The 25463-nt window shown below is 65.9% G+C and carries 23 protein-coding genes and 1 other RNA gene; 9 read left to right on the top strand and 15 right to left on the bottom strand.

Going from position 1 to position 25463, the window contains the following annotated elements:
• Window positions 1–2 precede the first annotated feature (2 nt).
• The 5 genes from RBB46_RS18300 to RBB46_RS18280 all read right to left on the bottom strand — a co-directional run bounded on the left by RBB46_RS18300 (window position 3) and on the right by RBB46_RS18280 (window position 4191).
• Complete coding sequence (locus tag RBB46_RS18300) at window positions 3–359, bottom strand: hypothetical protein (protein WP_306030464.1); 357 nt, start codon at window positions 357–359, stop codon at window positions 3–5.
• Window positions 356–1387, bottom strand: coding sequence for a 16S rRNA (cytosine(1402)-N(4))-methyltransferase RsmH (gene rsmH, locus RBB46_RS18295; RefSeq protein WP_306030463.1), 1032 nt, complete (start codon window positions 1385–1387; stop codon window positions 356–358). The genes RBB46_RS18300 and rsmH overlap by 4 nt, the downstream gene beginning before the upstream one ends.
• Window positions 1384–1842 (bottom strand): division/cell wall cluster transcriptional repressor MraZ, encoded by a 459-nt coding sequence (mraZ, locus tag RBB46_RS18290; protein ID WP_306030503.1) that lies wholly within the window; start codon window positions 1840–1842, stop codon window positions 1384–1386. Before mraZ ends, rsmH begins: the two co-directional genes overlap by 4 nt.
• A gap of 461 nt (window positions 1843–2303) precedes the next feature.
• An RNA gene (rnpB, locus tag RBB46_RS18285) (RNase P RNA component class A) lies at window positions 2304–2701 on the bottom strand.
• A 32-nt stretch (window positions 2702–2733) separates the two neighbouring features.
• Window positions 2734–4191, bottom strand: a complete 1458-nt coding sequence (locus RBB46_RS18280; protein WP_306030462.1) for a PLP-dependent aminotransferase family protein — start codon at window positions 4189–4191, stop codon at window positions 2734–2736.
• Between the two features lie 90 nt (window positions 4192–4281).
• On the opposite strand from RBB46_RS18280, the gene RBB46_RS18275 reads away from it, so the two are divergent.
• Window positions 4282–4968, top strand: coding sequence for a pyridoxamine 5'-phosphate oxidase family protein (locus RBB46_RS18275; RefSeq protein ID WP_306030461.1), 687 nt, complete (start codon window positions 4282–4284; stop codon window positions 4966–4968).
• Between the two features lie 20 nt (window positions 4969–4988).
• Here the strand turns inward: RBB46_RS18275 and RBB46_RS18270 are convergent, their stop codons facing one another.
• From RBB46_RS18270 to fumC, 6 genes are all read right to left on the bottom strand, one after another.
• Window positions 4989–5489 (bottom strand): transglycosylase SLT domain-containing protein, encoded by a 501-nt coding sequence (locus RBB46_RS18270; RefSeq protein WP_336623178.1) that lies wholly within the window; start codon window positions 5487–5489, stop codon window positions 4989–4991.
• Between the two features lie 237 nt (window positions 5490–5726).
• A complete protein-coding gene (locus RBB46_RS18265) occupies window positions 5727–6482 on the bottom strand; it encodes an N-acetylmuramoyl-L-alanine amidase (protein WP_306030460.1) in 756 nt (251 codons plus the stop codon).
• 22 nt (window positions 6483–6504) lie between these two features.
• Window positions 6505–7131: a LysE family translocator gene (locus RBB46_RS18260; RefSeq protein WP_306030459.1), complete on the bottom strand. Its 627-nt coding sequence runs from the start codon at window positions 7129–7131 to the stop codon at window positions 6505–6507.
• A 37-nt stretch (window positions 7132–7168) separates the two neighbouring features.
• On the bottom strand, window positions 7169–7867 hold the full coding sequence (locus RBB46_RS18255) for a DnaJ family molecular chaperone (RefSeq protein WP_306030458.1): 699 nt from the start codon (window positions 7865–7867) through the stop codon (window positions 7169–7171).
• Between the two features lie 15 nt (window positions 7868–7882).
• Window positions 7883–8584 (bottom strand): SDR family oxidoreductase, encoded by a 702-nt coding sequence (locus RBB46_RS18250; RefSeq protein ID WP_306030457.1) that lies wholly within the window; start codon window positions 8582–8584, stop codon window positions 7883–7885.
• Window positions 8585–8712: 128 nt separating this feature from the next.
• Window positions 8713–10122, bottom strand: coding sequence for a class II fumarate hydratase (gene fumC / locus RBB46_RS18245; protein ID WP_306030456.1), 1410 nt, complete (start codon window positions 10120–10122; stop codon window positions 8713–8715).
• An 89-nt stretch (window positions 10123–10211) separates the two neighbouring features.
• Here fumC and RBB46_RS18240 point away from each other — a divergent pair, with 89 nt between their 5' ends.
• Window positions 10212–12482 carry a bifunctional diguanylate cyclase/phosphodiesterase gene (locus tag RBB46_RS18240; RefSeq protein WP_306030455.1) on the top strand — a complete coding sequence of 757 codons (2271 nt, stop codon included), beginning with the start codon at window positions 10212–10214 and terminating at the stop codon, window positions 12480–12482.
• Window positions 12483–12517: 35 nt separating this feature from the next.
• Here the strand turns inward: RBB46_RS18240 and RBB46_RS18235 are convergent, their stop codons facing one another.
• Together RBB46_RS18235 and RBB46_RS18230 are read right to left on the bottom strand one after the other, a co-directional pair.
• Window positions 12518–13072, bottom strand: a complete 555-nt coding sequence (locus RBB46_RS18235) for a winged helix DNA-binding protein (protein WP_306030454.1) — start codon at window positions 13070–13072, stop codon at window positions 12518–12520.
• Window positions 13073–13143: 71 nt separating this feature from the next.
• Window positions 13144–13857, bottom strand: a complete 714-nt coding sequence (locus RBB46_RS18230) for an aspartate/glutamate racemase family protein (protein ID WP_306030453.1) — start codon at window positions 13855–13857, stop codon at window positions 13144–13146.
• Between the two features lie 221 nt (window positions 13858–14078).
• Between RBB46_RS18230 and RBB46_RS18225 the strand changes: the two genes are divergently transcribed.
• The 7 genes from RBB46_RS18225 (at window position 14079) to RBB46_RS18195 (ending at window position 23938) form a co-directional block, all read left to right on the top strand.
• Window positions 14079–15341, top strand: a complete 1263-nt coding sequence (locus RBB46_RS18225) for an FAD-binding oxidoreductase (protein ID WP_306030452.1) — start codon at window positions 14079–14081, stop codon at window positions 15339–15341.
• A gap of 103 nt (window positions 15342–15444) precedes the next feature.
• Window positions 15445–16434: a TRAP transporter substrate-binding protein gene (locus tag RBB46_RS18220; RefSeq protein WP_306030451.1), complete on the top strand. Its 990-nt coding sequence runs from the start codon at window positions 15445–15447 to the stop codon at window positions 16432–16434.
• A 226-nt stretch (window positions 16435–16660) separates the two neighbouring features.
• Window positions 16661–17194: a TRAP transporter small permease gene (locus RBB46_RS18215; RefSeq protein ID WP_306030450.1), complete on the top strand. Its 534-nt coding sequence runs from the start codon at window positions 16661–16663 to the stop codon at window positions 17192–17194.
• A 6-nt stretch (window positions 17195–17200) separates the two neighbouring features.
• Window positions 17201–18508: a TRAP transporter large permease gene (locus tag RBB46_RS18210; protein ID WP_306030449.1), complete on the top strand. Its 1308-nt coding sequence runs from the start codon at window positions 17201–17203 to the stop codon at window positions 18506–18508.
• 159 nt (window positions 18509–18667) lie between these two features.
• The gene (locus tag RBB46_RS18205; RefSeq protein WP_306030448.1) at window positions 18668–22270 is read left to right on the top strand and encodes a hydantoinase B/oxoprolinase family protein; all 3603 of its coding nucleotides are present in this window, start codon (window positions 18668–18670) and stop codon (window positions 22268–22270) included.
• A gap of 92 nt (window positions 22271–22362) precedes the next feature.
• Window positions 22363–22707, top strand: coding sequence for a hypothetical protein (locus RBB46_RS18200; protein ID WP_306030447.1), 345 nt, complete (start codon window positions 22363–22365; stop codon window positions 22705–22707).
• A gap of 196 nt (window positions 22708–22903) precedes the next feature.
• Window positions 22904–23938 carry a TIM44-like domain-containing protein gene (locus RBB46_RS18195; protein WP_306030446.1) on the top strand — a complete coding sequence of 345 codons (1035 nt, stop codon included), beginning with the start codon at window positions 22904–22906 and terminating at the stop codon, window positions 23936–23938.
• A 57-nt stretch (window positions 23939–23995) separates the two neighbouring features.
• Here the strand turns inward: RBB46_RS18195 and RBB46_RS18190 are convergent, their stop codons facing one another.
• Both RBB46_RS18190 and RBB46_RS18185 read right to left on the bottom strand, forming a co-directional pair.
• Entirely contained in the window at window positions 23996–24382 is a 387-nt protein-coding gene (locus RBB46_RS18190) for an MAPEG family protein (protein WP_306030445.1), read from the bottom strand.
• A gap of 73 nt (window positions 24383–24455) precedes the next feature.
• On the bottom strand, window positions 24456–25424 hold the full coding sequence (locus tag RBB46_RS18185; protein ID WP_306030444.1) for an alpha/beta hydrolase: 969 nt from the start codon (window positions 25422–25424) through the stop codon (window positions 24456–24458).
• Window positions 25425–25463: the final 39 nt, after the last annotated feature.

Here is a 25463-nt window from a genome sequence, read left to right as displayed (position 1 = left end):
TCCTATCGAACCACGGGCGCCGACCCGGCATAACCGCCGAGCGTCGCGTTGCTGTCGATCGGAGCCAGATGCACGGGCTTGACCGGCACATCCTCGATCCGGGTGATCTGTTCGACCGAAAGCGGCTCCAGGGACAGGTGCTCGTTATATCGCTCGACCAGCCGCTGCAGGCGGCTGGGATCGTTGAGAAGGCTCCATTCGGCCTTGAGCAGTTGAAGCTGTTCGCGCTCCTGATCGATCTGGCGCTGCAACTCGGCGACATGTTCGGCCGAGCGTTCCGCATCATGCTTCATGTCGTAGACGGCGGCGGCGGCGGCCAGCACGCCAACGGCAAGGACGATGTTCGTGTAGCGGCTCATGGTTTCACCTCTTCCCACTGCCCGGGCGCGACGACGCGCGGCGCGCCAAGCTCGCGGGGATCGATCTCGCGCGCCGGGGCGTCGGTGCGCCGTGCGGCCCTCAGTTTCGCGGACCGGGCGCGGGGGTTGGCGGCGACCTCGGCCTCGGTCGGATCGACCGCGCCGCGGGCAATCAGTTCGAATGTCGCCGGCGGCACTTCCGCTTCCGGCAGGTGACGCGACCCGCCCGCGCGGGTCCTGCTGCGCTCCGCCAGGAAGCGCTTGACGATCCGGTCCTCGAGGCTGTGGAACGTGACGACGACCAGCCGCCCGCCGGGAAGCAATGCGCGCTCGGCAGCGGCCAGGGCCTCGACAACCTCGTCCAGCTCCCGGTTCACATAGATGCGCAGGGCCTGGAAGGTTCGTGTCGCCGGATGGATCTGCTTGCCCTTGAAGGAGCGCCCGACAACCTTCTCGACGACCGCGGCGAGATCCGATGTGCGCTCGAAGGGACGTTCCTTGCGCCGCTCGGCGATCGCCCGCGACACCGAAGATGCGCGCTTTTCCTCACCCAGGATGCCGATCACCCTGGTCAGGTCGCGTTGCGGCATTTGGTTGACTACATCGGCGGCGGAAAGCCCCTGCTGCTCCATGCGCATGTCGAGCGGTCCGTCGCTACGGAAGGAGAACCCGCGCTCCGCCTCGTCGAGCTGCATGGACGAGACACCCAGATCGAGCACCACGGCATCCACGCCCGCATGACCGCTTGCCTGGGCATGCGCATCCAGCTCCGAAAAGCGTCCCTCGACGAGGGCCAGCCTGCCAGCGCTGCCGGCGGCAAGCGCCTGCCCTGCAGCGATTGCGTCCGGATCCCGGTCGACGGCAATGACAGCGGCACCGGCATCGAGGAACGCGCGGGTGTAGCCGCCAGCCCCGAACGTGCCATCCAGGACCGTGCATCCCTCGATGTCACCGAGCGCGGAAACAACTTCCGACAGCAGAACCGGGACATGGCGCGGGGCGCCGTCACCCTTGGGCAACGCCATCATCGCCCCGCCTCCGAAGGCTTCGGCGAGGACAGAACGGCCATCGCACGCTTCATCGCGTCGGCGCGATGCGCACGAAACCGCTCCGGCTCCCATATCTGGAACTTGAAGCCCTGCCCGACGAAGGTCACCTGGTCGGTCACTTCCGCGTGCTCGCGGATCATGTCGGACAGCATCACCCGGCCGTCTCCGTCGATCTTCAGGGTTTCGCTCGCGCCGAACAGCGCCGTTGACAGGGCATCGTGGTCCTCGGTCAGCGTGGTCAGGCCGTCGAGACGCTTCTGGATCTCGCTGACGAGCTGATGCCCGCCCGCATCCACAGCCGACTGATGCAGCGAGGGAAAGCAGTAGAGACCTTCGAAACCGTCGCGTGTGAGAGCCTGGCGAAAGGAAGCAGGAACGGAGACCCGCCCCTTGGCGTCGAGTCGATTTGTGTAGTGCGACACGAAGCCGGACATCGATTCTCTCGCCCCACCGCCGAACGCGCTGCGTTCGGCCACCACCTGACTCCCGATCCCTGGACACATCGGCGCCATGCGCCGTGCCTGCGGCCCGACCGCACGCCGGCACAAGAACCGAATCCGTGCGCCGCCTTAGCCCCGTCGCCACAACTCGAAACGGGATGATCTGGGATAGCATGGGACCTCATGGGCGTCAATGGAATCCAATGGTTTCGGCCCCCTCCCGAACGGTGTGCGAAACACCGTCCAAAGGTTATCCACGGTTAAGCTTAAAATTGGGTTGCGATGGCTTTGCATCCTGCGAGAGGTGCCGAATCCGGCCGCGCGGGAGGGAGCGCGGGGTTGAAAGCCAACGGTTTCAAGAACATCGCGCGCGAAAGGGCGCCACGGAGCATCGCTGGAAGGAGCGTGCGCCACGTGAAGCGGAGGAAAATCCGTTTTCAGGATCGGGAGGGAAAAGTGTCAGCCGGCCTGTAAGCCGGGTTTTGTATGGCGCGGCACGAATGCCGCACGCGACGACCATTCATCTGGGACGCCCGTCGCCGGACGCCTCACGCAACCAACCCGGGCGGCTGGCCTGGAAAAGGGCCGGGACCCTTGCGGATCCCGCACCGCCCCTATTCGGTTTTGCTCCCGGTGGGGTTTACCGTGCCGCTTCCGTTACCGGTCGCGCGGTGGGCTCTTACCCCACCCTTTCACCCTTACCCCGGCCGAAGCCGGGGCGGTTTGCTTTCTGTGGCACTTTCCCTGGGGTCGCCCCCGCCGGGCGTTACCCGGCACCGTTTTTCCGTGGAGCCCGGACTTTCCTCCCCCGCGGCGTTTCCGCGCTTGCGGGAGCGGCCGTCCGGCCGGCTGACGCGCGACTGGTAGGCGTCCGGACAGGTTCGGTCAAGCCTTGTCGAAGTCGCCCTCCTCCAGCACCGCCGCGATTGCCGCGGCGCAGTCGCGCGCATCCCCCTCCGCCAGTCCGGCGAAGCCGATGACAAGGCCGCTCTGCCGGTAGCGAATGCCATAGGAGGACAGCGACGCAACACCGAAGCCGCGCGCATTGACGCGCCGGGCCACCTCGAGATCGTCGACGGGATCGCGAAACCTCAGGGCAAGCTGCACCCCGCCCACCGGATCGGCGACGCTTGCCAATCCGCCGAGGCTTGCCCGCAATGCACCGGCAAGGATGGTTCCACGTGTCTGGTAGATCCCCTGGATGCGCTTCAGATGCGCCCGATAACGGCCGGACACGATGAAATCGGCGAGCGCGGCCTGCGTCACCACGCTGGCCAGCATGCCGGACACCCGCTGCGCCACCGCCAGCGGGCCTGCCAGATGCTCCGGCACCACCATGTAGGCGACGCGCACCCCCGGCAGCATGCTCTTGGAGAAGGTGCCCAGGTAGATCACCTCGCCGTCCGCGCCGAGCCCCTGCATCGCCGCGAGGGGCCGTCCGGAAAACAGGAACTCGCTGTCGTAATCGTCTTCCAGCACAATGGCGCCGTGTGCCCGCGCCGCATCGAGGATCATGGCGCGACGCGCGAGCGTCATTCGCATACCGTGCGGATACTGGTGCGACGGGGTGACGTAGATCAGCCTCGGCGACGGTCCGTCGGCAAGCGGCGAAGGGTCGCCGCCCTGCCCGTCGACCGGCATCGGTTGCACCGACAACCCGGCGGCGCGAAACGCGGCGCGCGCGCCAAGATAGCCCGGATCCTCGATCCAGGCGGCATCGCCCGGATCGGCCAGGCACTGCGCGACGAGTTGCAGGCTCGCCTGTGTCGACGGCAGGACGAGGACCCGGTCGGGCGTGGCGCGCACTCCCCGGTCCCGGGCCAGATAGTCCGCCAGCGCCTCGCGCAGCGCCGGATATCCGGCCGTCTCCTCATAGAACATCGATCCGCCGCGAAGCGTGCGCGCCGCACGCCTGAGCGTCTGTGCCCAGACATCCTTGGGGAAGCAGTCAAGCGCCGGCGAGCCGGGCTCGAGCCGGCCGCCGCGCCGCCGGCCGGTTCCGGCCCAGGGATCGGCACTCATCTCGCGCCCGCGCCGCGAGAGCGCGACTGCCCGCGTGCCGCCTTCTCCGCCCCCGCCCTGCGGTCGCGCCGCGCCGTGATGCGCGACGCGCGGAGCCGATCCGGGACGCACCGACACGACGCCCTCCGCCGCCAGAAGCTCGTAGGCCGCGTTCACCGTATTTCGGGAGATGCCGAGGGACGTCGCCAGCGTTCGGCTCGACGGCAGCCGGGCGCCGGCCGAGAAATGCCCCTGGCCGATCGCCCCTCTCAGGCCGCGATAGACCTGTTCGGGCAAGGGAACCGGGAGGCTGCGGTCAAGCGACAGAATGCCGTCGAGCATTTTCTGGTCCTTTGATAATCCTGAAAGTGGATCTTCCTTGGAACCAGTTTAATGCCACATTCCTCGCCGGGAAACACGGGAATGCCAGTCATGACGAAAATCGAAAGAACCATCGGACACCAGCACCGCGCCAGTCTGCCTCGCCACGCCCGCGTCAGGGTCGGCAAGCGCGAGGTGACGGACCCGTCTGAAGCATGGGCCGTCATCGACGAGGCCCGCATCGCCCATGTCGGGTTCGTCGCCGACGAAAGGCCGATAGTCATCCCGATGCTGCACGCCAGGATCGGGCGCAAGCTTTATATCCACGGCGCCAAGGCGACGCGTATCGTCAAGGGCATCGAGGAACGTGCGCCCGTCTGCCTGACGGTAACCCTGCTCGACGGCATTGTCGTTGCCCGCTCCGCCTTCCACCACTCGATGAACTACCGTTCGGTGGTGGTCCACGCGCAGGCCCGGCATGTGGTCAACGCGGCGGAGAAGGAAGCAGCCCTCGTGGCCCTGACCAACCGCCTGCTGCCCGGTCGCTGGGATGAGGTCCGTCCCATGACCGCGAAGGAATTCGGCGCCACCGGTGTGCTGGCTCTTGATGTCGAGCAGATCACCATGAAGCGCCGCGACGGACCGCCCGTCGATGACGAGGAGGACTATCGCCTGCCGATCTGGGCGGGTGTGGTCTCGCTGGCCGAGACCGTCACCGGAGTTTCCTCGGACGAGCGCCTGGCGGGAGACATTCCCGCCTCCCCGTCTGTTGCCGCCCTCGCTCCGTCTGGACGCTGAGCGGTGGGCGGGCGAGGGCCTCAGCCCTGCGCCAGGAGCCGCTTCACCTTCGAGCAGTAACGGCTGCTGACCGGGTTCATCCGCTTGGCGAAGTGCCCGGCATTGTAGCGCAGGATGGTGCCGCAAACGTCGCCGCCAGCCTTCTTGTGGGCGCCGGCGAGATAGCGCATGCCGTAGGTGATGTTGGTCTTCGGGTCGTAAAGAGCCTTGGCGCTGCCGCGGAAGCCCTCGCCGCGAGCGGTCTGGGGCTTGATCTGCATCAGCCCGATCTCTCCGGCGCGGCCGCGTGCACGGGCATTGTAGTTGCTTTCGACACTGATCACGGCATGCGCCAGCTTCACCGGCACGCCGTGCTTGCGTGCCTCGGCACGGATGATCGCATCGTATTTCGCGGCGCGGCCGCCGGCCTCCAGGATCTTTGGATCGACGGTTGTCGTCGAAACGGATGCGGTCTGGCATGCCGCAGCGGTAAGAGCCAGAAAGAGCGCGCAAACGAGACGCGGCGCGAGAGAAATCGTCATGTACCGACCTTCAAGACTGTTTGTCATTGCTGAGAGGGCGGGGGTATGACGGTGCGGTAAGACGAAAATCCGACCGCGCTGATCACGAAATGTTACAAAAAAATCGGCACAATCGGGCTAAAATATGCACATGCTGGACAATGCGGCTGCTTCATGGCGCTGATGTCCCGCTCCCGTGGCCCGCAGGCGGCGAGGATCTGCCCCTGTTGCGAAAGCCGTCACGATCGCCGCCCCGCGTCAGCCGAGGTTCGGCGCCTCCTGCAAAAAACGGTGCAGGGTGGTGATCGTCGACATGTCGGCGATGCCGTCGACACGCCCGCGCCGATGTCGCCTCTGGAACGCCGCGACAGCCAGCCGCGTGCGGGCATCGAAGGTGCCGCTGATCGGCATCTCGAAACCGTAGAGCGCCAGCATCGACTGCAGCGCCTCCACCGGCTGGCCGCTGTCGCCTTCCTGGAAGAACCGCCCGCCCGACACGGGCTCCGCCGTGACATGCAGGCAGATGCCGGCCGCCGCCAGGCGATCCCACGGGAACAGTTCTCCCGGGTCCACCTTGCGCTCCGGCGCCACGTCGGAATGCGCCAGCACGCCGGTGGCGGGAATGCCGTGACGGGCGCATATGTCCGCGGACAGATCGATCACCGCCGCGACCTGCGCCTCCGGGAAGGGAAGATAGCCGTGTTCATGTCCGGGATTGACCATCTCGATCCCGATCGAGCGGGAATTGATGTCCCGCTCGCCTTTCCAGAACGACTTGCCCGCGTGCCAGGCCCGCCGGCTTTCCGGCACCAGTTGCAGGATGCCGCCATCCTCCTCGACCACGTAGTGCGCGGAAACCTCGGCGGCCGGATCGCAAAGCCGGCGCACCGCCTCCTCCCCCGTCGCCATTCCGGTGTAGTGAAGGACAAGCAGACGCACTTCCCCCTGCCGCTCGTTGTGGTTCGGCGAAGGGCGCAGCCGCGCCGGCAACCCGGTATCCGTCCTGACGCTCATCGCATGTCTTTCCGTGGTGCCCTCAGCGATCCTGCAGGGCAAGCCTGAGCCCGAGCGCGCAATAGATGCCGCCGACCACCTTGCCCTGCCACTTCAGGATCGTGGGGTTGCGTCGCAGGAAATTGCCAAGCCGGCCCGCCGCCAGCGCGAAAACGACCGTGCTGAACAGCCCGATCAGCACGAACAGCACCCCGAGCACGAGAAGCTGCAGCGCCGCAGAGCCGTTCCCCGGTTTCACGAACTGCGGCAGGAATGCCAGGAAGAACAGGGCCGTCTTCGGGTTCAGCACCTCGGCAAGGATGGCCTGACGGAACGCCGTCCCCACGCCGATGGTTCGCATCCCGGCAGCAGGGTCGGTCGCCGGCCGTTCGAACAGGGCGCGGATGCCGAGATAGATCAGATAGGCCGCGCCCAGATACTTGATGATCGAGAACAGCATGGCCGAGGTCGCGATGATCGCCGACAGGCCGACCACCGCCATCACCGTATGCACCAGGTCGCCGGCGGCGATGCCGGCCCCGGTCGCGATGCCGACCCGGGGTCCCGAACTCGTCGCCCTCGCAACCGTCAGCAGTGTCGCCGGGCCGGGGATGAAGACGAAGCCCAGTACAATCGCCACATAGGCCGCAAGCGTCGTCGCATCGATCATTTCCACTCTCCCTTTCCCCGGATGTTGCTTCTGTCGGTCACATTCCGCGCTCGGCCGCGATCTTGGCATAGGCCACGTTGAGCGCGGCCAGGCGGTCATTGGCGATGCGAACGAATTCCTCCGGCACGCCGCGCGCGATCAGCCGGTCGGGATGGGTCTCCACGACCATGCGCCGATAGTGGCTCCGGATCTCGTCATTGGACGCCTCGCGCGCGATGCCCAGCACCGGATAGGGGTCTCCCTCGGCGCGGACATGCCGGGCGAAGACCTGGTCGAACGCACGCGCGTCAAGGCCGAATATCTCCGCAATTCTCGTGAGATAGGCCACTTCGTGTTCATGTACCACGCCATCCGCCTTGGCGATGTGGAACAGCGCATCGAGGATATCGACCCGAATGTCCTCGTCACCCGGGAACAGCGCCGCGAGCCGTTCGGCATAGGTCTCGAAACCCGCGACGTCCTGCTTGGCGAGATTGAACAGGCGGATGACGTTGCGTTCCTCGCCGGCGGGAATGTCGAAGACGTCGAGGAAGGCGATCTCCTCGTCGCCCGTGACGACGCCGTCCGCCTTCGCCATCTTGGCCGACAGCGCGATCATCGCAACGGTGAAGGCGACGGCACGGTCACCCCGCCCGTCGCCGACGGAGACAAGGAACTGGACGATCCGGTCGACCATCTGGGCGCCGCCCGAACCGATCGCCGCCGCCACCGCACTGATCGCAGACCAGATGTTCATCGCCTGTCCGGAGCCTCAGACCGACCGCGTGATGCCGCCATCGACGCGCAGGTTCTGGCCAGTGATGTAACCAGCCCCGTCGGACAGCAGGAAGGCGACGGTTTCCGCCACTTCGCTGACCGTGCCGTAGCGCCCCATGGGGATCCTCTCGCGCCGGTCCTCCTTCTCCGGCAGGCTGTCGATGAAGCCCGGCAGGACGTTGTTCATGCGAATGCCGTCGGCAGCATACTTGTCGCAGTAAAGCTTGGTGAAAGCGGCCAGTCCGGCGCGAAAGACGCCAGAGGTCGGGAACATCGCCTCGGGTTCGAACGTGGCATAGGTGGAGATATTGACCACCGCGCCCGCGCCCTGGCGCTGGAAGTGCGGCGTCACCAGCCGGCACATGCGGATGACGTTCATCAGGTAGTAATCCATGCCCAGGTGCCAGTCCTCGTCGGTGATCGACAGGATATCGCCCTTCGGACCGTGCCCGGCGCTGTTCACCACCGCATCGATACGTCCATAGCGCTCGACTGCCGCCGCGACGAACGCGGCAAGATCATCGGCAACAAGGTTCGACCCGGTATGGCCGAGCCCGCCCAGTTCCTCGGCCAGCGCGGCCCCCTTGCCGCTGGCAGACAGGATCGCGACGCGCGCGCCGAGCCCTGCGACCTTGCGCGCGATTTCCGCGCCCATGCCGCTGCCCGCAGCCGTGACAAGCACCACCCGACCGTCCATGGATACCTCTTTCAAATGACGGGCAGATGCGCGCCGATCCCGACTCGCCCCGCCGCAGTTATCGCGTTCTAGCACATTCACCCTGAAATCAGCCACGCCCGGGGGGCGCGGCGGCGCGCCGCCTGCCCTCAGCCGATATCCGGCATCTCGCCGGTCATCGAGGCGGGATCGACAATCCGGTCGAACCGCGCCGCGTCGATATGCCCGAGCGCGAGCGCTGCCTCCCTCAGGGTCAGCCCCTCGTGATGGGCATGATGGGCAATGGCCGCCGCCTTGTCGTAGCCGATTTCCGGCGTCAGCGCCGTCACCAGCATCAGCGACCGGTCGACCGTCTCGCGCAGCCGGCTTTCATTGGCTTCCATACCTGCAACCGCGAACTTTGCGAAATGCTCCATGCCATCGGCAAGCATCCGGCAGGACTCGATCACGTTCGCGCCGATCATCGGCTTGTAGACGTTCATGTCGAGCAGCCCGCCAGCGCCGGCAAATCCGGTTGCCGCATCCAGGCCCATCACCTGGACCGTGAGCATCGCCAGCGCCTCGCACTGGGTCGGGTTGACCTTGCCAGGCATGATCGAGGAGCCAGGCTCGTTTTCCGGCAGCACCAGCTCGGCAAAGCCCGCGCGCGGCCCGCAAGCCAGCAGACGGATGTCATTGGCGATCTTGTGGAGCGAAACGGCAAGCACACGTAGCGTGCCCGAGGCCATCACCATCGCGTCATGTGCGCCCATCACCGCGAACTTGTTCGCCGCCGCCTCGAACGGCAGGCCGGTGCGCGAGGCGAGCTCGCTTGCCACCTTGATGTCGAAACCCGCCGGCGCGTTCAGACCGGTCCCGACCGCCGTGCCGCCGATCGCCAACCGCATCAGCCCCTTCTGCGCGAAGGCGAGCCGCTCGACATTGTCGTCGAGCATTCCGACATAGCCGGCGAACTCCTGACCCAGCGTCATCGGCACCGCGTCCTGCATGTGCGTCCGGCCGATCTTGACGACATCGCGCCATTGCCGCGCCTTCCCGGCCAATGCCTCCCGCAGGTTCGCCAGGGCCGGCAGCAGCCGGGACGCGATCATCACCGCCGCCGCGACGTTGAGCGCCGTCGGGATCACATCGTTGGAGGACTGCGACCGGTTGACGTGATCGTTCGGGTGAACCGGGTCCTTGCTCCCGCGCGCGCCTCCGGCGAGTTCGATCGCACGGTTGGAGATCACCTCGTTGACATTCATGTTGGCCTGGGTCCCGGAGCCGGTCATCCACACATGCAGCGGAAACTCGCCATCGTGCCGCCCGGCGATGATCTCGTCGGCCGCTGTGCGGATGAGTTCGGAAAGGCGCCCGTCAAGCACGCCGATTTCGGCATTGGCGGTCGCTGCTGCACGCTTGATCTCGGCCACCGCGCGAATGATCTCCAGCGGAAAAGGATCCCGTCCGATGGCGAAGTGATGACGCGCGCGCTCGGTCTGCGCGCCCCAGTACCGATCCGCCGGCACCTCGACCGACCCCATGGAATCCGTTTCGCTGCGCATCTGTTGATCGACCATGGTCGCTTCTCCGTCTTTTCGGCTTACGCAACACCGCAGGGTCACCGCCACGACTGTCACGATTCAATGTCTGGAAACTTTGTAATGCGATGATCCGACAGGACCAAGGCGGCAAGGCCAGACAGGCAGCGCGCGAGGATGGCGGTTTGCGCAGTTTTCGAACACTTCTCGGAATCACGACAGGGTTTACCGTCGTTCTTGGCTTTGCCTCGGCGATCCACACGGCCAATGTATTCTTCTCGCAGGCCATCTACACGCGCGACGCCCAGGAAGCGACGCGCCGGATCGAGCGCGATCTGCAGGAGTACATGCAGCAGCGCCGGATCGATGCGTCCGAACAGACCCCCCAGCCGCTCGCCGAACAGCCCCTTCGGCTCTCCATCGACAGCCTTGGCGGGGAACGCGCCGCGCGACGCGCACCGGCCATTCGCCATCAGCCGGCACCGCCCTCGACGGAACTGACCGTCACGGAGTTCATGAGCCACCTGGAAGGCAACGAACTCGTCGCCACCGTGGCAATCGCCTGGTTCGACGAAAAGGCTCCCTCTGTTGACACCAGCATCATCCTGCCGCGCCTGTCGGAACCGCAGATCGCGCAGCTGATGCCGCGCGTCAACCGGCTTCTGTCCGGTCTCCTGGACAACACCGCACTGCCTGTCGACGTGCCCTCGAACTACCTGGGCAGGCGTGACGGGATAACGTTGCTCGCGGTGCCGATCCGGGAGCACCACACCATCACGGGCGCGATGATCCTCTCCTACAACCAGGAGATGACCGGCCTGTTCCTCAACGACGTCATACGCATCGGCGTCGCGGTGATGATGGCGATGGTCTTCGCCGCCATGGGCCTTGCCGCCTTCTTCGTCTGGAGCCGGTTCCGCGACCGGCTGCATGCCAGCAAGACCATCCAGTTCCTTGCCCATCACGATGCCCTGACAGGACTGCCGAACCGGACGGTGTTCAGCACCAAGCTCAACGAGGCCTTGCGCCTGGCGCATGCCAAGGCGACCAATATCGCCGTGATGCTGATCGACGTCGACAAGTTCAAGGATGTCAACGACACGCATGGTCATGCCGCGGGCGACCTCTTCCTGCAGGTGATTGCCGACCGGCTGTCCAGTGTCTTCGGCGACCATCTGGTAGCCCGCCTGTCCGGCGACGAGTTCGCGGTGCTGATCGCCCGCGACAGCACCCGCAAGGCCGTCACAAAGCTTGCCGCCACGATGATCGCCGCAACCAAGGTGCCGACCCGCATCGACGGCAAGGACATACCCATTTCGCTCTCAATCGGCGTCGCGCAGGCAACGGAGGCCGCTTGGCGATCGTCCCGCTTGCTCCATTGCGCGGACCTTGCCCTTTACCGCGCCAAGCATTCCGGAAGGTCGACCTATGTCTGGTACTCGCCCGACATGGATGCCGACGCGCAGAAGCGCAAGATGCTGGAGGCGGACCTGCGCAACGCCTTGAAGCAGGACGAGTTCCGCCTGCTCTACCAGCCGCAGTTCTCGCTCTCGGACCTGCGCCTGACCGGCTATGAGACCCTGCTGCGCTGGGAGCACCCCGAGCGCGGCACGATTTCACCCACCGTGTTCATCCCGATTGCCGAAGACGCCGGCCTCATCGAGGAAATCGGCTCATGGGTGCTCAACCGGGCCTGCCACGAAGCCGCCCACTGGCGCGACACCTCGCTGACGGTTGCCGTCAATGTGTCGCCGGCCCAGTTCAGTCCCGGCAAGACGGAACAGCGGGTCGCAGATGCACTGAAGGCAAGCGGCCTGGCGCCCGAGCGCCTGGAAATAGAGATCACCGAAAGCCTTCTGATCTCCGACACGGAGGCCGTCGTCAAAACGCTTTCCAGTATTCGCCAGATGGGGGCGTCCGTGGCAATGGACGACTTCGGCACCGGTTATTCGAGCCTCAGCTACCTGTCCCGGTTTCCCTTCGACACGATCAAGATTGATCGCTCCTTCGTCGCCACGGTCGGCAAGAACCCCACGACCGACGCGATCATCGCCTCCATCGTCGGCCTTGGACGCTCGCTCGGCGTCACCATCACCGCCGAGGGCGTGGAGAACGAGGACCAGGTGACCCTGCTGCGCGCCGCCGGCTGCGACAAGGTGCAAGGGTTCCTCTTCGGTCGGCCGATGGACTTGTCGGACAAGACCGCCCACCACAATGCAGCGCTGGCCCAGCAGGCAAAGCGAGACGCGCTGCTGTTGCCGCCCGCTCTTGGCGAGGCGAAAACCGCATTGCCGGAACTGGAGCCTGGCGCCCTGGACACTGCCGACGGCATTTCGCCGGAAACCGAGGCAACCACCGGGGAAGAGGCCGCACCCGAACGCCGCAGCAACGTCGCGTGAGAACCGCGGCGCCCGGCCGCGATCGATAGTGCGGATTACATTGCGGCAGCGGCGCGCGCGGCCTGGTCGTAGTGCCCCGAAACCGAGCGCAGTGTTGCGGCCAGCCGCGACAGCTCCACCTCGTCCATGCCGAGCCCCTTCACAGGCCCGACCAGCAGTGCCTCGCGCAGCCGCCGGTATTCCATGCAGGTCTTCTCGCCCGCCCGGGTGATCGCCACCGTCTTCTCCTTGCCGCGCTTGCCGGTCTCGACAAGACCGGCCGCTGCGAGCTTCTTCAGCGCGTAGGTGACTGTGTGCGTGTCCTCGATATTGAGCACCAGGCAGATATCCGCGAGCGACTTCGGCCGGCCGCGATGATTGACCGAGTGCAGCACCAATGTGTCGAGCGGGCTCATGCCGGGAGCGCCTGCAGCCGCCATGCAGCGCACCATCCAGCGATGATAGGCGTTGACCATCATCGTCACCGCAAACTCGACCTCCGAAAGCGCCGGCATGGCGCCGGAGGCCAGGTGGGCCGCTGAAACGACCGGGCCGATGCCGCCGCGCGCAATGTCTTCGCCCTGGCTTTCGGCCTGTGAACTGTCTGTCATGAAATTCCCGCCTGGATTATGTCTCCCCAAGCTACGGCAGGCAGCCGCATCGGGGCAACTCTCCATCGGGCTTAGCCATGCCGCCTGGGGACGAGGCCGGAGTGGAACCAGGTGACGAAACTCTCGATGGAGTAAACCGGCAGACCCGTCGCCGCGCGGATATCCGCCGCATAGGGCACCATGTTGGTGCATTCGAGCACGATGGCCCCGATCTCCGGGTGACGCGCGGCGAAGAGGCGCGCCGCCTCGATATTGTCGGCACGTGCCGCTTCCACATCGAGGCTTGTCTCGTTGTCGAGAATGGCGCGGGTGAATTCGCTTCCGCCCTCCGTCCCCATCACCGGCGTGTCCGGCGCGCAGCCTGCCGCCTCCAGGTGCGCGGTCGTCAACGAGGCGGCCGAGATCGTCAGGATGCCGGCCCGCTTTCCCGGAGGCAGCAAGCGGTCGACCAGCGGCACCTGCATCAGGGAGGACGCCGCCACCGGTACGCCCAGCGCCGCCTGCAGGTCGCGCTGGAAGAGTGACAGGAACCCGCAATTGGTGGTGATGCCGTCGACGCCGTCGGCGACCAGATCCCGCCCGGCGGCGATGAACGCATCCAGAAGGCCCCGCGCGCCCTGCCGCACGGCCCGGTCGGGCGTCGCATCGCGCACGATCCGGTAGTGGACGGGAAACGACCAGGTCAGTGCATTGCCCATATCGCCGGGAATACGCGGAAACCGCGCCTCCAGCATAAGTATCCCCACCGCCGCGCCATAAAGCGCCTTGCCGCCTTCAACTTTCATGTCGATCCTCCCGTCGGGCATGCCACCCGGAATTCACAGAAAGGGCGCTCCGGCAACCCTGCGTCAAGGGCTCTGCTCGACTGCCCCTCAACATGGTTCGGCCACCGCGCATCCGCGTCAGATGCCACTGGTTGGCAATATTACAAACAATTTGTCGATAAATCGTTGACAATAAGACCTGCCCGCATGACACTTATGCCAAGCTTCTGGGGAGAGACTTGGTGCAGCAGCACGGCAGCGAACGGTTGAGGATTGTCGTCATCGGCGCCGGCATCGTCGGCGTGAGCACAGCGCTCTCGCTGGCTCGCGACGGACATGACGTCACGCTTGTCGACCGCAGCGCGCCCGGCGAAGGCACCTCCCACGGCAACGGCGGCGTGCTCGCCTCCTGCGCCGTGGTCCCCGTCACCGTCCCCGGCCTGCCCGCCAAGGCGCCGCGGATGCTGCTCGACCCCGACAGCCCGCTTTTCCTGCGCTGGTCCTATCTGCCCCGCCTGTTGCCCTGGCTCGCACGCTATCTCTCCCATTGCCGGGCGGAGGAGACCGCCCGCATCTCGCGCGCGCTTTTTCCCATCATCGGCAACAGCCTCGAGGACCATCAGGCGCTCGCCGCCGGCACTCCGGCGGAACACTGGCTGGCCCCGTCCGATTACCTCTATGTCTACCGCGACCGCGCGGCTTTCGCGGCGGACGCCTTCGGCTGGAACCTGCGCCGTGCGGCCGGCTTTGCCTGGGAGGAGATCGAAGGCGACGCGGTTGCCGCTTACGATCCGCTGCTCGGACCCGAGAACCGCTTCGCCGTCCGCCTTTCCGATCATGGCGTCATCCGCGATCCGGGCCGCTATGTGAAGGACCTTGCCGCCCACCTGGAAACGCTGGGCGGGCGCGTGCTGCGCGCCTCCATCGAGGGCTTTCGCTTCGACAACGGCCGGCTCGCCGGGCTTGCCACCGATGGCGGCCCGCTCGACTGTGACCGTGCCGTGCTCGCCACAGGCGTCTGGTCGAAGGACCTGGCCCGCCAGCTCGGCATCTCTGTCCCGCTGGAGAGCGAGCGCGGCTATCATCTGGAACTGGAGGAGCCGAGCGGCTTCCCCCGCGCGCCGGCGATGTTCGCCTCGGCGAAGTTCGTCGCCACGCCGCTGGAGGGCCGGATCCGTCTTGCCGGCATCGTCGAGTTCGGCGGACTGGAGGCAGGACCGGCGGAAGCGCCCTTCAAACTGCTGGAACGCCAGTTGCGCAAGGCGATGCCCGGGCTCTCCTGGCGCTCCACAAGACAATGGATGGGACACCGGCCGGCGCCGGCCGATTCCATCCCCGTGATCGGGCCGTCGCCACGCCATGGCGACGTCCTGATGGCCTTCGGCCACCATCATGTCGGCCTGACCGGCGGTCCTCGGACCGGCCGGCTGATTGCCGACCTGGTGAGCGGTCGCAGGCCGAATATCGACTTGGCCCCCTATTCGCCGGAGCGTTTCGCTGTCTAGAGTGAGACCTTCGACGTCCTGCCGGGACCAGACACCGACCAGAGATCGTGAACACTCCGGGACCCAAAACAACATCAGGGTCCGGAGACATGGAGGAGTGAAGATGACTGACCTTTTGAAGACCACCACCGGCATTGTAACCGCCGCGCTTCTTGCCGCATCCGCCGCCACGCCGGCGCTTGCCGCCGAAAAGTGGGACATGCCGCTCGCCTATCCGGCGACCAATTTCCACTCCGAGAATGCCGCCGCCTTCGCGGCCTGCGTGACCAAGGGCACCGGCGGCGAGATCGAGATCGTCACCCATCCGGGCGGCTCGCTGTTCGGCGGCGCCGACATCAAGCGCGCCGTACAGACCGGCCAGGTACCGATCGGCGAGCGCCTGCTCTCCGCCCATGCCAACGAGGATCCGCTGTTCGGCATCGACAGCATTCCCTTCCTTGCCACCTCCTTCGACGCTTCCGTGAACCTGTGGAAGGCGGCGCAGGGCGCCGTGGAAGAGGCTCTCGACGGCCAGAACCTCGTCCTGCTCTACAGCGTGCCGTGGCCGCCCCAGGGCATGTATTTCAACATGGAGGTCAACTCCGTCGACGACATGAAGGGCGTCAAGTTCCGCGCCTACAACGCCGCCACCGCCAAGCTCGCCGAACTGACCGGCATGCTCCCCGTCCAGATCGAGGCGGCCGAGGTCTCCCAGGCCTTCGCCACCGGTGTTGCCCAGTCGATGATTTCCTCCGGTGCCACCGGCTACGACAGCAAGCTTTGGGAGAACGTCTCGCACTTCTACGAGGTCGATGCCTGGCTGCCGCGCAACTCGATCATGGTCAACAAGGACACCTGGGCCGGTCTCGACGACGCAACGAAGAAGGTCTTCACCGACTGCGCCGCCACCGCCGAGGCGGAAGGCCTGCAGAAGGCCAAGGACTACACCACCTTCACCCTCGACGGCCTGAAGTCGAACGGCATGAAGGTGCAGAAGCCGAGCGACAAGCTGAAGAGCGACCTCGCCGTGGTCGGCGAGACGATGACCGAGGAATGGCTGAAGGCCGCCGGCGACAAGGGCAAGGCCATCGTCGACGCCTACAAGGCGATGTAAGCGGCGTTATCGCCGCTCCATCTGCCTGACAACCGGTCCGGCACAACCCCGCAGGGGCAACCTGTCCGAAAGCAGAGCGGGACGGGGGAGCAAAGCCCATGGCGCTCCCCCTCCTGTTTCCGGCATTGGCGTTCGCTCCCGCAAGGGTGAAGCGGGCCCACGTCCGTTGTCCTGCGAGCGGCACTACCGGATCCGGCCAGCACCGGCAAACACACGGAACACGACCATGACCGCATTCGGGCGAGGGCTGCGACGCCTTCTCGACGGCCTGTATTTCACTGGCGGGGTGTTTGCCGCCCTGTGCCTGATCTCCATCCTGGCCATCATCGTCGCGCAGATGATTGCCAGATGGACGGGACTGACTTTCCCCGGCGCCACCAGCTATGCCGGCTACGCGATGGCCTCCGCCTCGTTCTTCGCCTTCGCCCACGCGCTCAACAGGGGCGCCCATATCCGCGTCAGCATCCTGCTTTCAGCGCTTGGCGAGCGTCGCCGCTGGCTGGAAGTGTGGTGCTTCGCCATCGGTTCCGCGCTTGCCGGTTATCTCGCTTACTACGCGATCAAGGCGGTCTACTGGTCACGCAAGCTCAACGACATCAGCCAGGGGCAGGACGCCACCCCGCTCTGGATACCGCAGACCGCCATGGCCGCCGGCGCTGTGCTGCTCGCCATCGCCATGACGGACCATCTCGTCCGCGTCCTTTTCCTCGGCGATCCCGGCATCAGGTCCGACACCGTCGAACAAAGCCACGGGGAATAAGTCGCCATGGAAACCTTCGCTCCGATCGTCCTCTTCCTCTTCGTGCTGTTCCTGCTGCTCGGCAGCGGCGTTTGGGTCGGCCTCGCCCTGCTCGGTGTCGCCTTCGTCGGCATGGAACTCTTTACCTCGCGCCCGGCCGGCGATGCCATGATCACCGTGATCTGGGCCGCCTCGTCGTCCTGGACGCTGACCGCCCTGCCTCTGTTCATCTGGATGGGCGAGATCCTCTACCGCACACGCCTGTCCGAGGACATGTTCCGCGGCCTGTCACCCTGGATGGCCAAACTTCCCGGCGGCCTGCTGCACACCAACGTGGTCGGCTGCACGGTCTTTGCCGCTGTCTCCGGCTCCTCGGCCGCGACGCTCACCACCGTCGGCAAGATGTCGGTGCCGGAGCTTCGCAAGCGCGACTATCCCGAGAAGATGGTGATCGGCACCCTGGCCGGCGCCGCGACGCTCGGCCTGATGATCCCGCCCTCGCTGACACTGATCGTCTATGGCGTGACGATCAATGAATCGATCACCAAGCTGTTCATGGCCGGCATCCTGCCGGGCCTTGTGCTGGCCGCCCTGTTCATGGGCTACATCGTCGTCTACGCCAAGCTTTCCAAGGACTATCATCCGCAGCCCGAGCCCGAGATGAGCTTCGCCGAGAAGCTTGCCAATTCCCGCTTCCTGCTGCCGGTGATCCTGCTCATCCTCGCGGTCATCGGATCGATGTATGTCGGTTTGGCAACAGCGACGGAGGCCGCCGCCATCGGTGTCGTCGGTGCGCTTGCGCTCGCGCTGGGTCAAGGTTCGCTCACCTGGAAGACCTTCGGCGAGAGCCTGATGGGCGCGACCCGGACCTCCGCGATGGTCGCCCTGATCCTTGCGGGCGCCGCATTCCTGTCGCTGTCGATGGGCTTCACCGGCCTGCCGCGGGCACTGGCAACCTGGATCGGCGGCCTCGAGCTCTCCCGCTTCGAGCTGCTGATGGCCCTGCTCGTCTTCTACATCATCATCGGCTGCTTCCTTGACGGCATCTCCTCGGTGGTGCTGACCATGGCCGTTGTCGAGCCGATGGTGCGCGCCGCCGGCATCGACCTGATCTGGTTCGGCATCTTCATCGTCGTGGTCGTCGAGATGGCGCAGATCACGCCGCCGATCGGCTTCAACCTGTTCGTGCTGCAAGGCATGACCCGGCACGAGATGACCTATATCGCCAAGGCGGCCCTGCCGATGTTCGCGATCATGGTGGCCATGGTGTTCCTGCTGATCGGCGTTCCGGACCTCGCCACCTGGCTGCCGGAAAACATGCGCAACCGACCGTGAGCACGCGGCGGCCGGGACAGCCCGGCCGCCGTTTCGGGCGGAAGCAGACAAAACAACATTGACATTTTCTCGATAAATTGTTGATGTCGAGATCTCGATATCGACGACGGTGGCGCCGAAGGCGAAGCCGCAAACGAAAAGACCAGCGGAGAACGCAAGATGACGACCGGCAAGTGGGATTTCTGGATCGACCGTGGCGGCACGTTCACCGACATCGTTGCGCGGACGCCAGAGGGTGACATCAAGGCGCACAAGGTCCTGTCGGAAAACCCGGAAGCCTATCGCGACGCCGCCATCCAGGGCATCCGCGAGTTGATGGGCATCGCGGGTGGCGAGCGCATCCCGGCCGAGAACATCGCCAACGTCAAGATGGGCACCACGGTCGCCACCAACGCGCTGCTGGAGCGCAAGGGCGATCGCACCCTGCTGGTCACCACCAAGGGCTTCCGCGACGCATTGGAGATCGGCTACCAGGCGCGGCCCGACATCTTCGCCAAGGAGATCATCAAGCCGGAACTGCTCTATGAGCGCGTCGTGGAGGTCGCCGAGCGCGTGCGCGCCGACGGCACCATCGAGCAGGCTCCCGAACTTGCCGCCGTCGAGGCCGAGTTGAAGGCCGCTTATGACAGTGGCATCCGCTCGGTCGCCATCGTCTTCATGCATGCCTATGCCTACCCGGCGCACGAGGCCGCGGTCGCCGAACTCGCCCGCCGCGTCGGCTTCCCGCAGGTCTCCGTCAGCCACGAGGTCTCGCCGCTCATGAAACTGGTCGGGCGCGGCGACACGACCGTCGTCGACGCCTATCTCTCGCCGATCCTGCGCCGCTATGTCGAACAGGTGGCGAGCGAACTCCAGATCGAGGGCACCGGCTGCCGGCTGATGTTCATGCAGTCTTCCGGCGGCCTCACCGCCGCCGACCTCTTCCAGGGCAAGGACGCGATCCTCTCGGGCCCCGCCGGCGGTGTCGTCGGTGCGGTCGAGACCTCGAAGATGGCCGGCTTCGATGCCGTTATCGGCTTCGACATGGGCGGCACCTCGACCGACGTCTCGCATTTCAACGGTGAGTACGAGCGCGCCTTCGAGACCGAGGTCGCGGGCGTTCGCATGCGCGCCCCGATGATGATGATCCACACGGTGGCGGCCGGCGGCGGTTCGATCCTCCACTACCGCGACGGGCGCTTCCAGGTCGGTCCGGACTCGGCCGGCGCCAATCCCGGCCCCGCCTGCTATCGCCGTGGCGGCCCGCTCGCCGTCACCGATGCCAATGTCATGGTCGGCAAGCTCCAGCCCGCCTTCTTCCCGAAGATCTTCGGCCCCGGACGCGACGAACCGCTGGACCGCGACGCGGTGGTGGCGAAGTTCGAGGCGATGGCCGAAGAGATCGGTGATGGCCGCACGGCGGCCGAGGTCGCCGACGGCTTCCTCAAGATCGCCGTCGAGAACATGGCCAACGCGATCAAGAAAATCTCCGTCCAGCGCGGCTATGACGTCACTGAATACGCATTGACCTGCTTCGGCGGCGCCGGCGGCCAGCATGCCTGCTCCGTCGCCGACAGCCTCGGCATGACGACGGTCGTCGTCCATCCGCTTTCCGGCATTCTCTCCGCCTATGGCATGGGCCTTGCCGACATCCGCGCCACCCGCCAGCAGGCGGTCGTGCGGCGACTGGAAGCATCCATGCTCGCCGATCTGGAGGCTTTGGCAACCCGGCTGCGCAAGGAGACCCGCGCGGAGGTTACCGGCCAAGGCGTTCCCGAAGACGGGGTCCGCGACCTGCCGCGCGCCCTGCTGCGCTACGAGGGCACCGACACGCCCATCGCCGTTCCCTATGTTCAGGGCGACATTCCCGCGATGACGGATGCCTTCGCCGATGCCCACCGCGCCCAGTTCGGCTTCGTCTACGAGAACAAGCCGATCGTCGTCGAGGCGCTCGAGGTGGAATCCGTCGGCGGCGGCTCCGGCATCGACGAGGCCGACCTGCCGCTTGCCTCCGGTTCGCCCGAGCCGACCGACACCGGCGAGATCTTCGCGGACGGCGCCTGGCACAAGTCCGGCTTCTTCGCCCGCGCCGACCTCAAGCCCGGGAACACCGTCACCGGTCCGGCCCTGATCGTCGAACCGCACCAGACCATCGTCATCGAGCCGGGCTGGCAGGCGGCGATCACCGCCAAGGACCATGTCGTCCTGAAGCGCGTGGAAAAGCTCGCACGCGCAGAAGCCATCGGCACCAGGGCCGACCCGGTGATGCTGGAGGTCTTCAACAACCTGTTCATGTCCATCGCCGAGCAGATGGGCGTGACGCTCCAGAACACCGCCTATTCGGTCAACGTCAAGGAACGGCTCGACTTCTCCTGCGCCGTCTTCGATGCCTCCGGCGCGCTGGTCGCCAACGCACCGCACATGCCGGTGCATCTGGGCTCGATGGACCGCTCGGTCGAGACCGTCATCAAGCTGAACACCGGCGATATCGCGCCAGGCGACGTCTTCGCGCTCAACGCCCCCTATAATGGCGGCACTCACCTCCCCGACATCACGGTCGTCTCGCCCGTCTTCGACGATGACGGCATCGAGATCCTGTTCTGGGCGGCGAGCCGCGGCCACCATGCCGATGTGGGCGGCTCGGCGCCGGGTTCGATGACCCCGCGCGCCACCACCGTCGACGAGGAAGGGGTGCTGATCGACAACTTGAAGCTCGTCGACCGCGGCCGCTTCCGCGAGGAGGCGCTTGTCGAGGTTCTCACCGACCATGCCTGGCCGGTTCGCAACGTCACCCAGAACGTCGCCGACCTGAAGGCGCAGATCGCCGCCAACGAGAAGGGCGTCAAGGAACTGCGCAAGATGGTCGCCCATTTCGGCCTCGATGTGGTGCAGGCCTATATGGGCCATGTCCAGGACAATGCCGAGGAGAGCGTGCGCCGGGTGATCGAGGCACTGAGCGACAGCGAGTTCACCTATCCGACCGACCAGGGTTCGGAGATCAGGGTGAAGATCACGGTCGACAAGGCAAAGCGCGAGGCGACCGTCGATTTCACCGGCACCAGCGAGGTGAAGCCGAACAACTTCAACGCGCCCGAACCGGTGACCCGGGCGGCCGTCCTCTACTGCTTCCGCGTCATGGTGGAAGGCGACATCCCGATGAACGCCGGCTGCCTGCGCCCGATCCACATCGTCATCCCCGACAATTGCATGCTCAAGCCCACCTACCCGGCCGCCGTCGTTGCCGGCAACGTGGAAACGAGCCAGCACGTCACCAACGCCCTGTTCGGCGCGCTGAAGGCGATGGCCAACAGCCAGGGGTCGATGAACAACCTCACCTTCGGCAACGACACCTATCAGTACTACGAGACGCTGTGCTCGGGCTCGCCTGCAGGCCCCGGCTTCAACGGCACCGACGGCGTTCACGTGCACATGACCAACTCGCGCCTGACCGACCCGGAAGTGCTCGAGTTCCGCTACCCCGTCCTGCTCGAGGACTTTCACATTCGCGAGCACTCTGGCGGCAAGGGCAAATGGTCGGCCGGCAACGGCACCAAGCGTACCATCCGTTTCCTTGAGGAAATGGAACTGGCGATCCTCTCCTCGCACCGCACCATTGCCCCCAAGGGCATGGAGGGCGGCGAGGACGGGCAACTCGGGCAGACCCTGGTGCGCCGTCTCGACGGCACGATCGAGGAACTGGCCGGTTGCGACCAGACGGTATTGAAGGCGGGCGAGGCGGTCACCGTCATAACCCCGACAGCAGGTGGCTGGGGCAAGGTCTGAACGAGGAAAAATAATCCGGCTTCTCAGGTTTCAGGCGCGGCTGTATCGTCGCCCGCCGGCGATTGGGCCGCGCCTTTTCCTGAGGTCTTCAGATGAAGCACAAGCTGGTGTTTGCCGCATTCCTTACCGTGTCCGCCCTCGCCGTCTCCGTCCCCGGCGGGGCCCGGGCGACCGAGTGGCTTTTCAACCTCGAAAACCGCTCGACCGCCAATGTCACCACCTTCCGCACTCAGGAAAACGGAACGTGGAGCGACAACTGGCTGGAAGAGATCATCGCGCCGGGAGAAGTCTTCGAGATGGATTTCGGCACCAATGAAGGCGACTGCACGGTACGCACGCGCATCGAGTTCACCGACGGCACCTTCGTCGACACCGACGTCGACTACTGCAACACGACGACCATCACCGTCCGCAACAACGACGTGGTCTGGAAGTGACCCCGTCCATCGGCTTGCGCCGCGCCGACTGAGAAAACCGCCGGCAATGGACGGAAAGGGGCAGCACCGGATGGTGCTGCCCTTTTTTCCTGCGGAAACAAGTAGAAAGAAGCGTCGTTCGTGCTGGCAATGCGCCCGGCGGCCTCCCATATGACGGTCGTTGTTCTCGACCTGAACCTCGTGGAGGAAATCCCTGATGCAAGCTGCCGCCCGCCGGATGCGCAAGACGACAGCCGTTATTGCCCTTGGAATCGCGGCCCTTTTTGCCGCCGTCGATTTTGCCGAAGCCCGGCGAGCCGGCAGCAGCGGCTTCGGCAGCCGCGGCGCCCGCACCTTTTCCGCCCCCGCCCCGACCAACACCGCCCCCGGCACCGCCTCGCCGGTCCAGCGCACGATGACGCCGCAGCCAGCACAGGGCCAGCAGGCAGTGCCCGGCGCCGCCGCCCGTCAGCAGCAGGCGGCGCAGCCCTCGCGTGGCCTCTTCGGCGGCATGGGTGGCGCCTTGCTCGGCGGCCTGTTGATGGGTGGCCTGCTGGGCATGCTCTTCGGCGGCGGCCTCGGCGGTTTTGCCGGCTTCCTCGGGCTGATCCTGCAGGTGGCCCTGATCGGCTTCCTCGTCGTCCTGGCGATGCGCTTCTTCGGCGCCCGGCGCCAGCAACCGGCAGCCGCGGCGGCCGGCGGCTCCCGCCCGGATTTCGGCGGCAACCCCGGGGATGCGACACGCACCCCGTTCAGCTTCGGCGGCGCCGGCGGCACTGGTGCCGCCATGGGGACGGGCAGCGGCGCGGCCGCCCCGTTCCAGCAGGCCCCGGTCATGGAAACACCCCTCGAGCTGGACGGAGCCGATTTCGACCGCTTCGAGGAGATGCTTGGCGAAGTTCAGGAAGCTTACGGACGCGAGGACTACGCCGCACTGCGCCGTCTGACGACGCCCGAGGCCATGTCTTTCCTCGCAGAGGAACTGGGCGAGCTTGCCTCCGCCGGCAAGCGCAACAGCGTCTCGGACGTGAAGCTTCTGCAGGGTGACCTGTCGGAGGCGTGGAGCGAAGGCGAAGACGATTATGCGACGGTCGCCATGCGCTTCTCCGCCATCGACGCCGTCCTCGACCGCAACTCCGGTCAGGTTCTCTCCGGCAGCCTGGAAGAACCTCAGGAAAGCGCCGAACTGTGGACCTTCCGCCGCCTAAAGGGCGGCGAATGGATCCTTGCCGCCATTCAGGGCACCGAGTAGGCCTTTCCGATACTCCGCGCGCGATCGAAAACCGCCCCGTCCGGGGCGGTTTTCATGTCAGCCGAACGCCAGCCACAGCAGCGTCAGCGCGGCAATCGATATGCTGGAAAATGTCAGGATCATGCCGCTGACCCGAAAGACGAGGCGCTCCTTGACTTGCGACAGCCCGTAGGCGTGCAGAAGCCGTCCGCCGAGCAGCGCCGCGCCCAGCCCATGGACGAGCAAGCCGGGCGCGCCCTGGATTTCCGACATACCCATCAGCAACAACGCCAGCGGACCATACTCGGCGCAATTGGCCTGGACGCGGATGCGTCGCAACAGTTCCGGGTGGCCGCCATCGCCAAGGGCCGTCAGCGTCTTCGCCCGGCATCGGGCAACCCGGGCGCTGAGAAACAGGAAGAACAGCGCGAACACCGCGGCGTAGACGGAGGTTATGGCGAGCATTTGCAAGGCTCCCGGTTTGTTGTGAGGCCCGCCCGCCCCTGCCGCCGAACACGGAAGACGAGGACGCGGGTACCTACCTGCCGGTTACGGCAAACATCCAGTTGAGGATCAGTCGCCAATCGGTCATCCGGATCGGAGTACCGTGGGTGCCTGTCTCGAACAGGGTGAAGCGCGCCGGATATTTCGGTGCGCGCGCCTTCAGCCGCTCGAAGAACTTCGCCTGCCGCTTCCAGTCATACACCTCGTCCCAGCTGCCATGGCCGAAATAAATCGGCAGCGCTCCCGCGCGAAAGGTCGCGCTGGAAAAGAAGCCCTCGTCCCATGTCGAACCCATCAGCAGGATGCCGCCCATCATCCGCGCCGCGCCGCTGTCCTGGGCCAGCCGCCAGCACAGGAAGCCCCCCATCGAGCCGCAGGCGACATAGGCCCGCGCACCCGGCGAGCGCTGCGTGTAATGCTGTATCAATGCTTTGACGTCGGCGGCGCCCCGCTCCTTGAAATCCTTCACGTCGAGCGTGATGTAGAGCCCGGAATTGCGCACCATCAGGTTCTTGATCCGGTTGAAATTGCCGCCGAAACTGACGTCGTTCATCCCCTGGAAGCGGTTTCCGCCCTGGCCGTGCACATAGATCACCACCGCCTTGGCGCCGCGCGGTTCGCCGACGCGCATGTAGGAGATCGTCCGCCCGTTCGCCTGCAGGGTCAGATCCTCCTGGGTGCTGCTCGGCTTCATCGACACGTATTCGCCGAAAACCTCGCGCTCCCACACCTTGTCCCGCCGGTGGATGTCGCGGCGCTTGTCATAGTCGACGATGACGAAGGCGTCGTCCGGCTTTCCCGCGAGCAGGCCCGGATAGTCGAACAGTCGGTCCTTGAAGGATTCCAGCCGGTAGGCTGCGGCCGGCCCGGCACCAAGCAGCACAGCGGCGGCGAGCATGCCGGCCAGCAGTCGTGCGGCCTGTCGCCCCCGTCCCGCGAGGATGGCCGTGCGCCCGACCGTGCTGTCACAAATCCTGCTGTCGGCGTTCAATATCTCGGCCATCCCTGTCCGGCACCCTCTTCCCGGTTCGGCCCGGCGAAT

The organism is Stappia sp. MMSF_3263, assembly GCF_030733745.1.
In the GTDB taxonomy this organism is placed as follows: domain Bacteria; phylum Pseudomonadota; class Alphaproteobacteria; order Rhizobiales; family Stappiaceae; genus Stappia.
The sequence above is the reverse complement of the archived record's forward strand: the minus strand, read 5'-3'. Positions and strand labels throughout refer to the sequence as shown.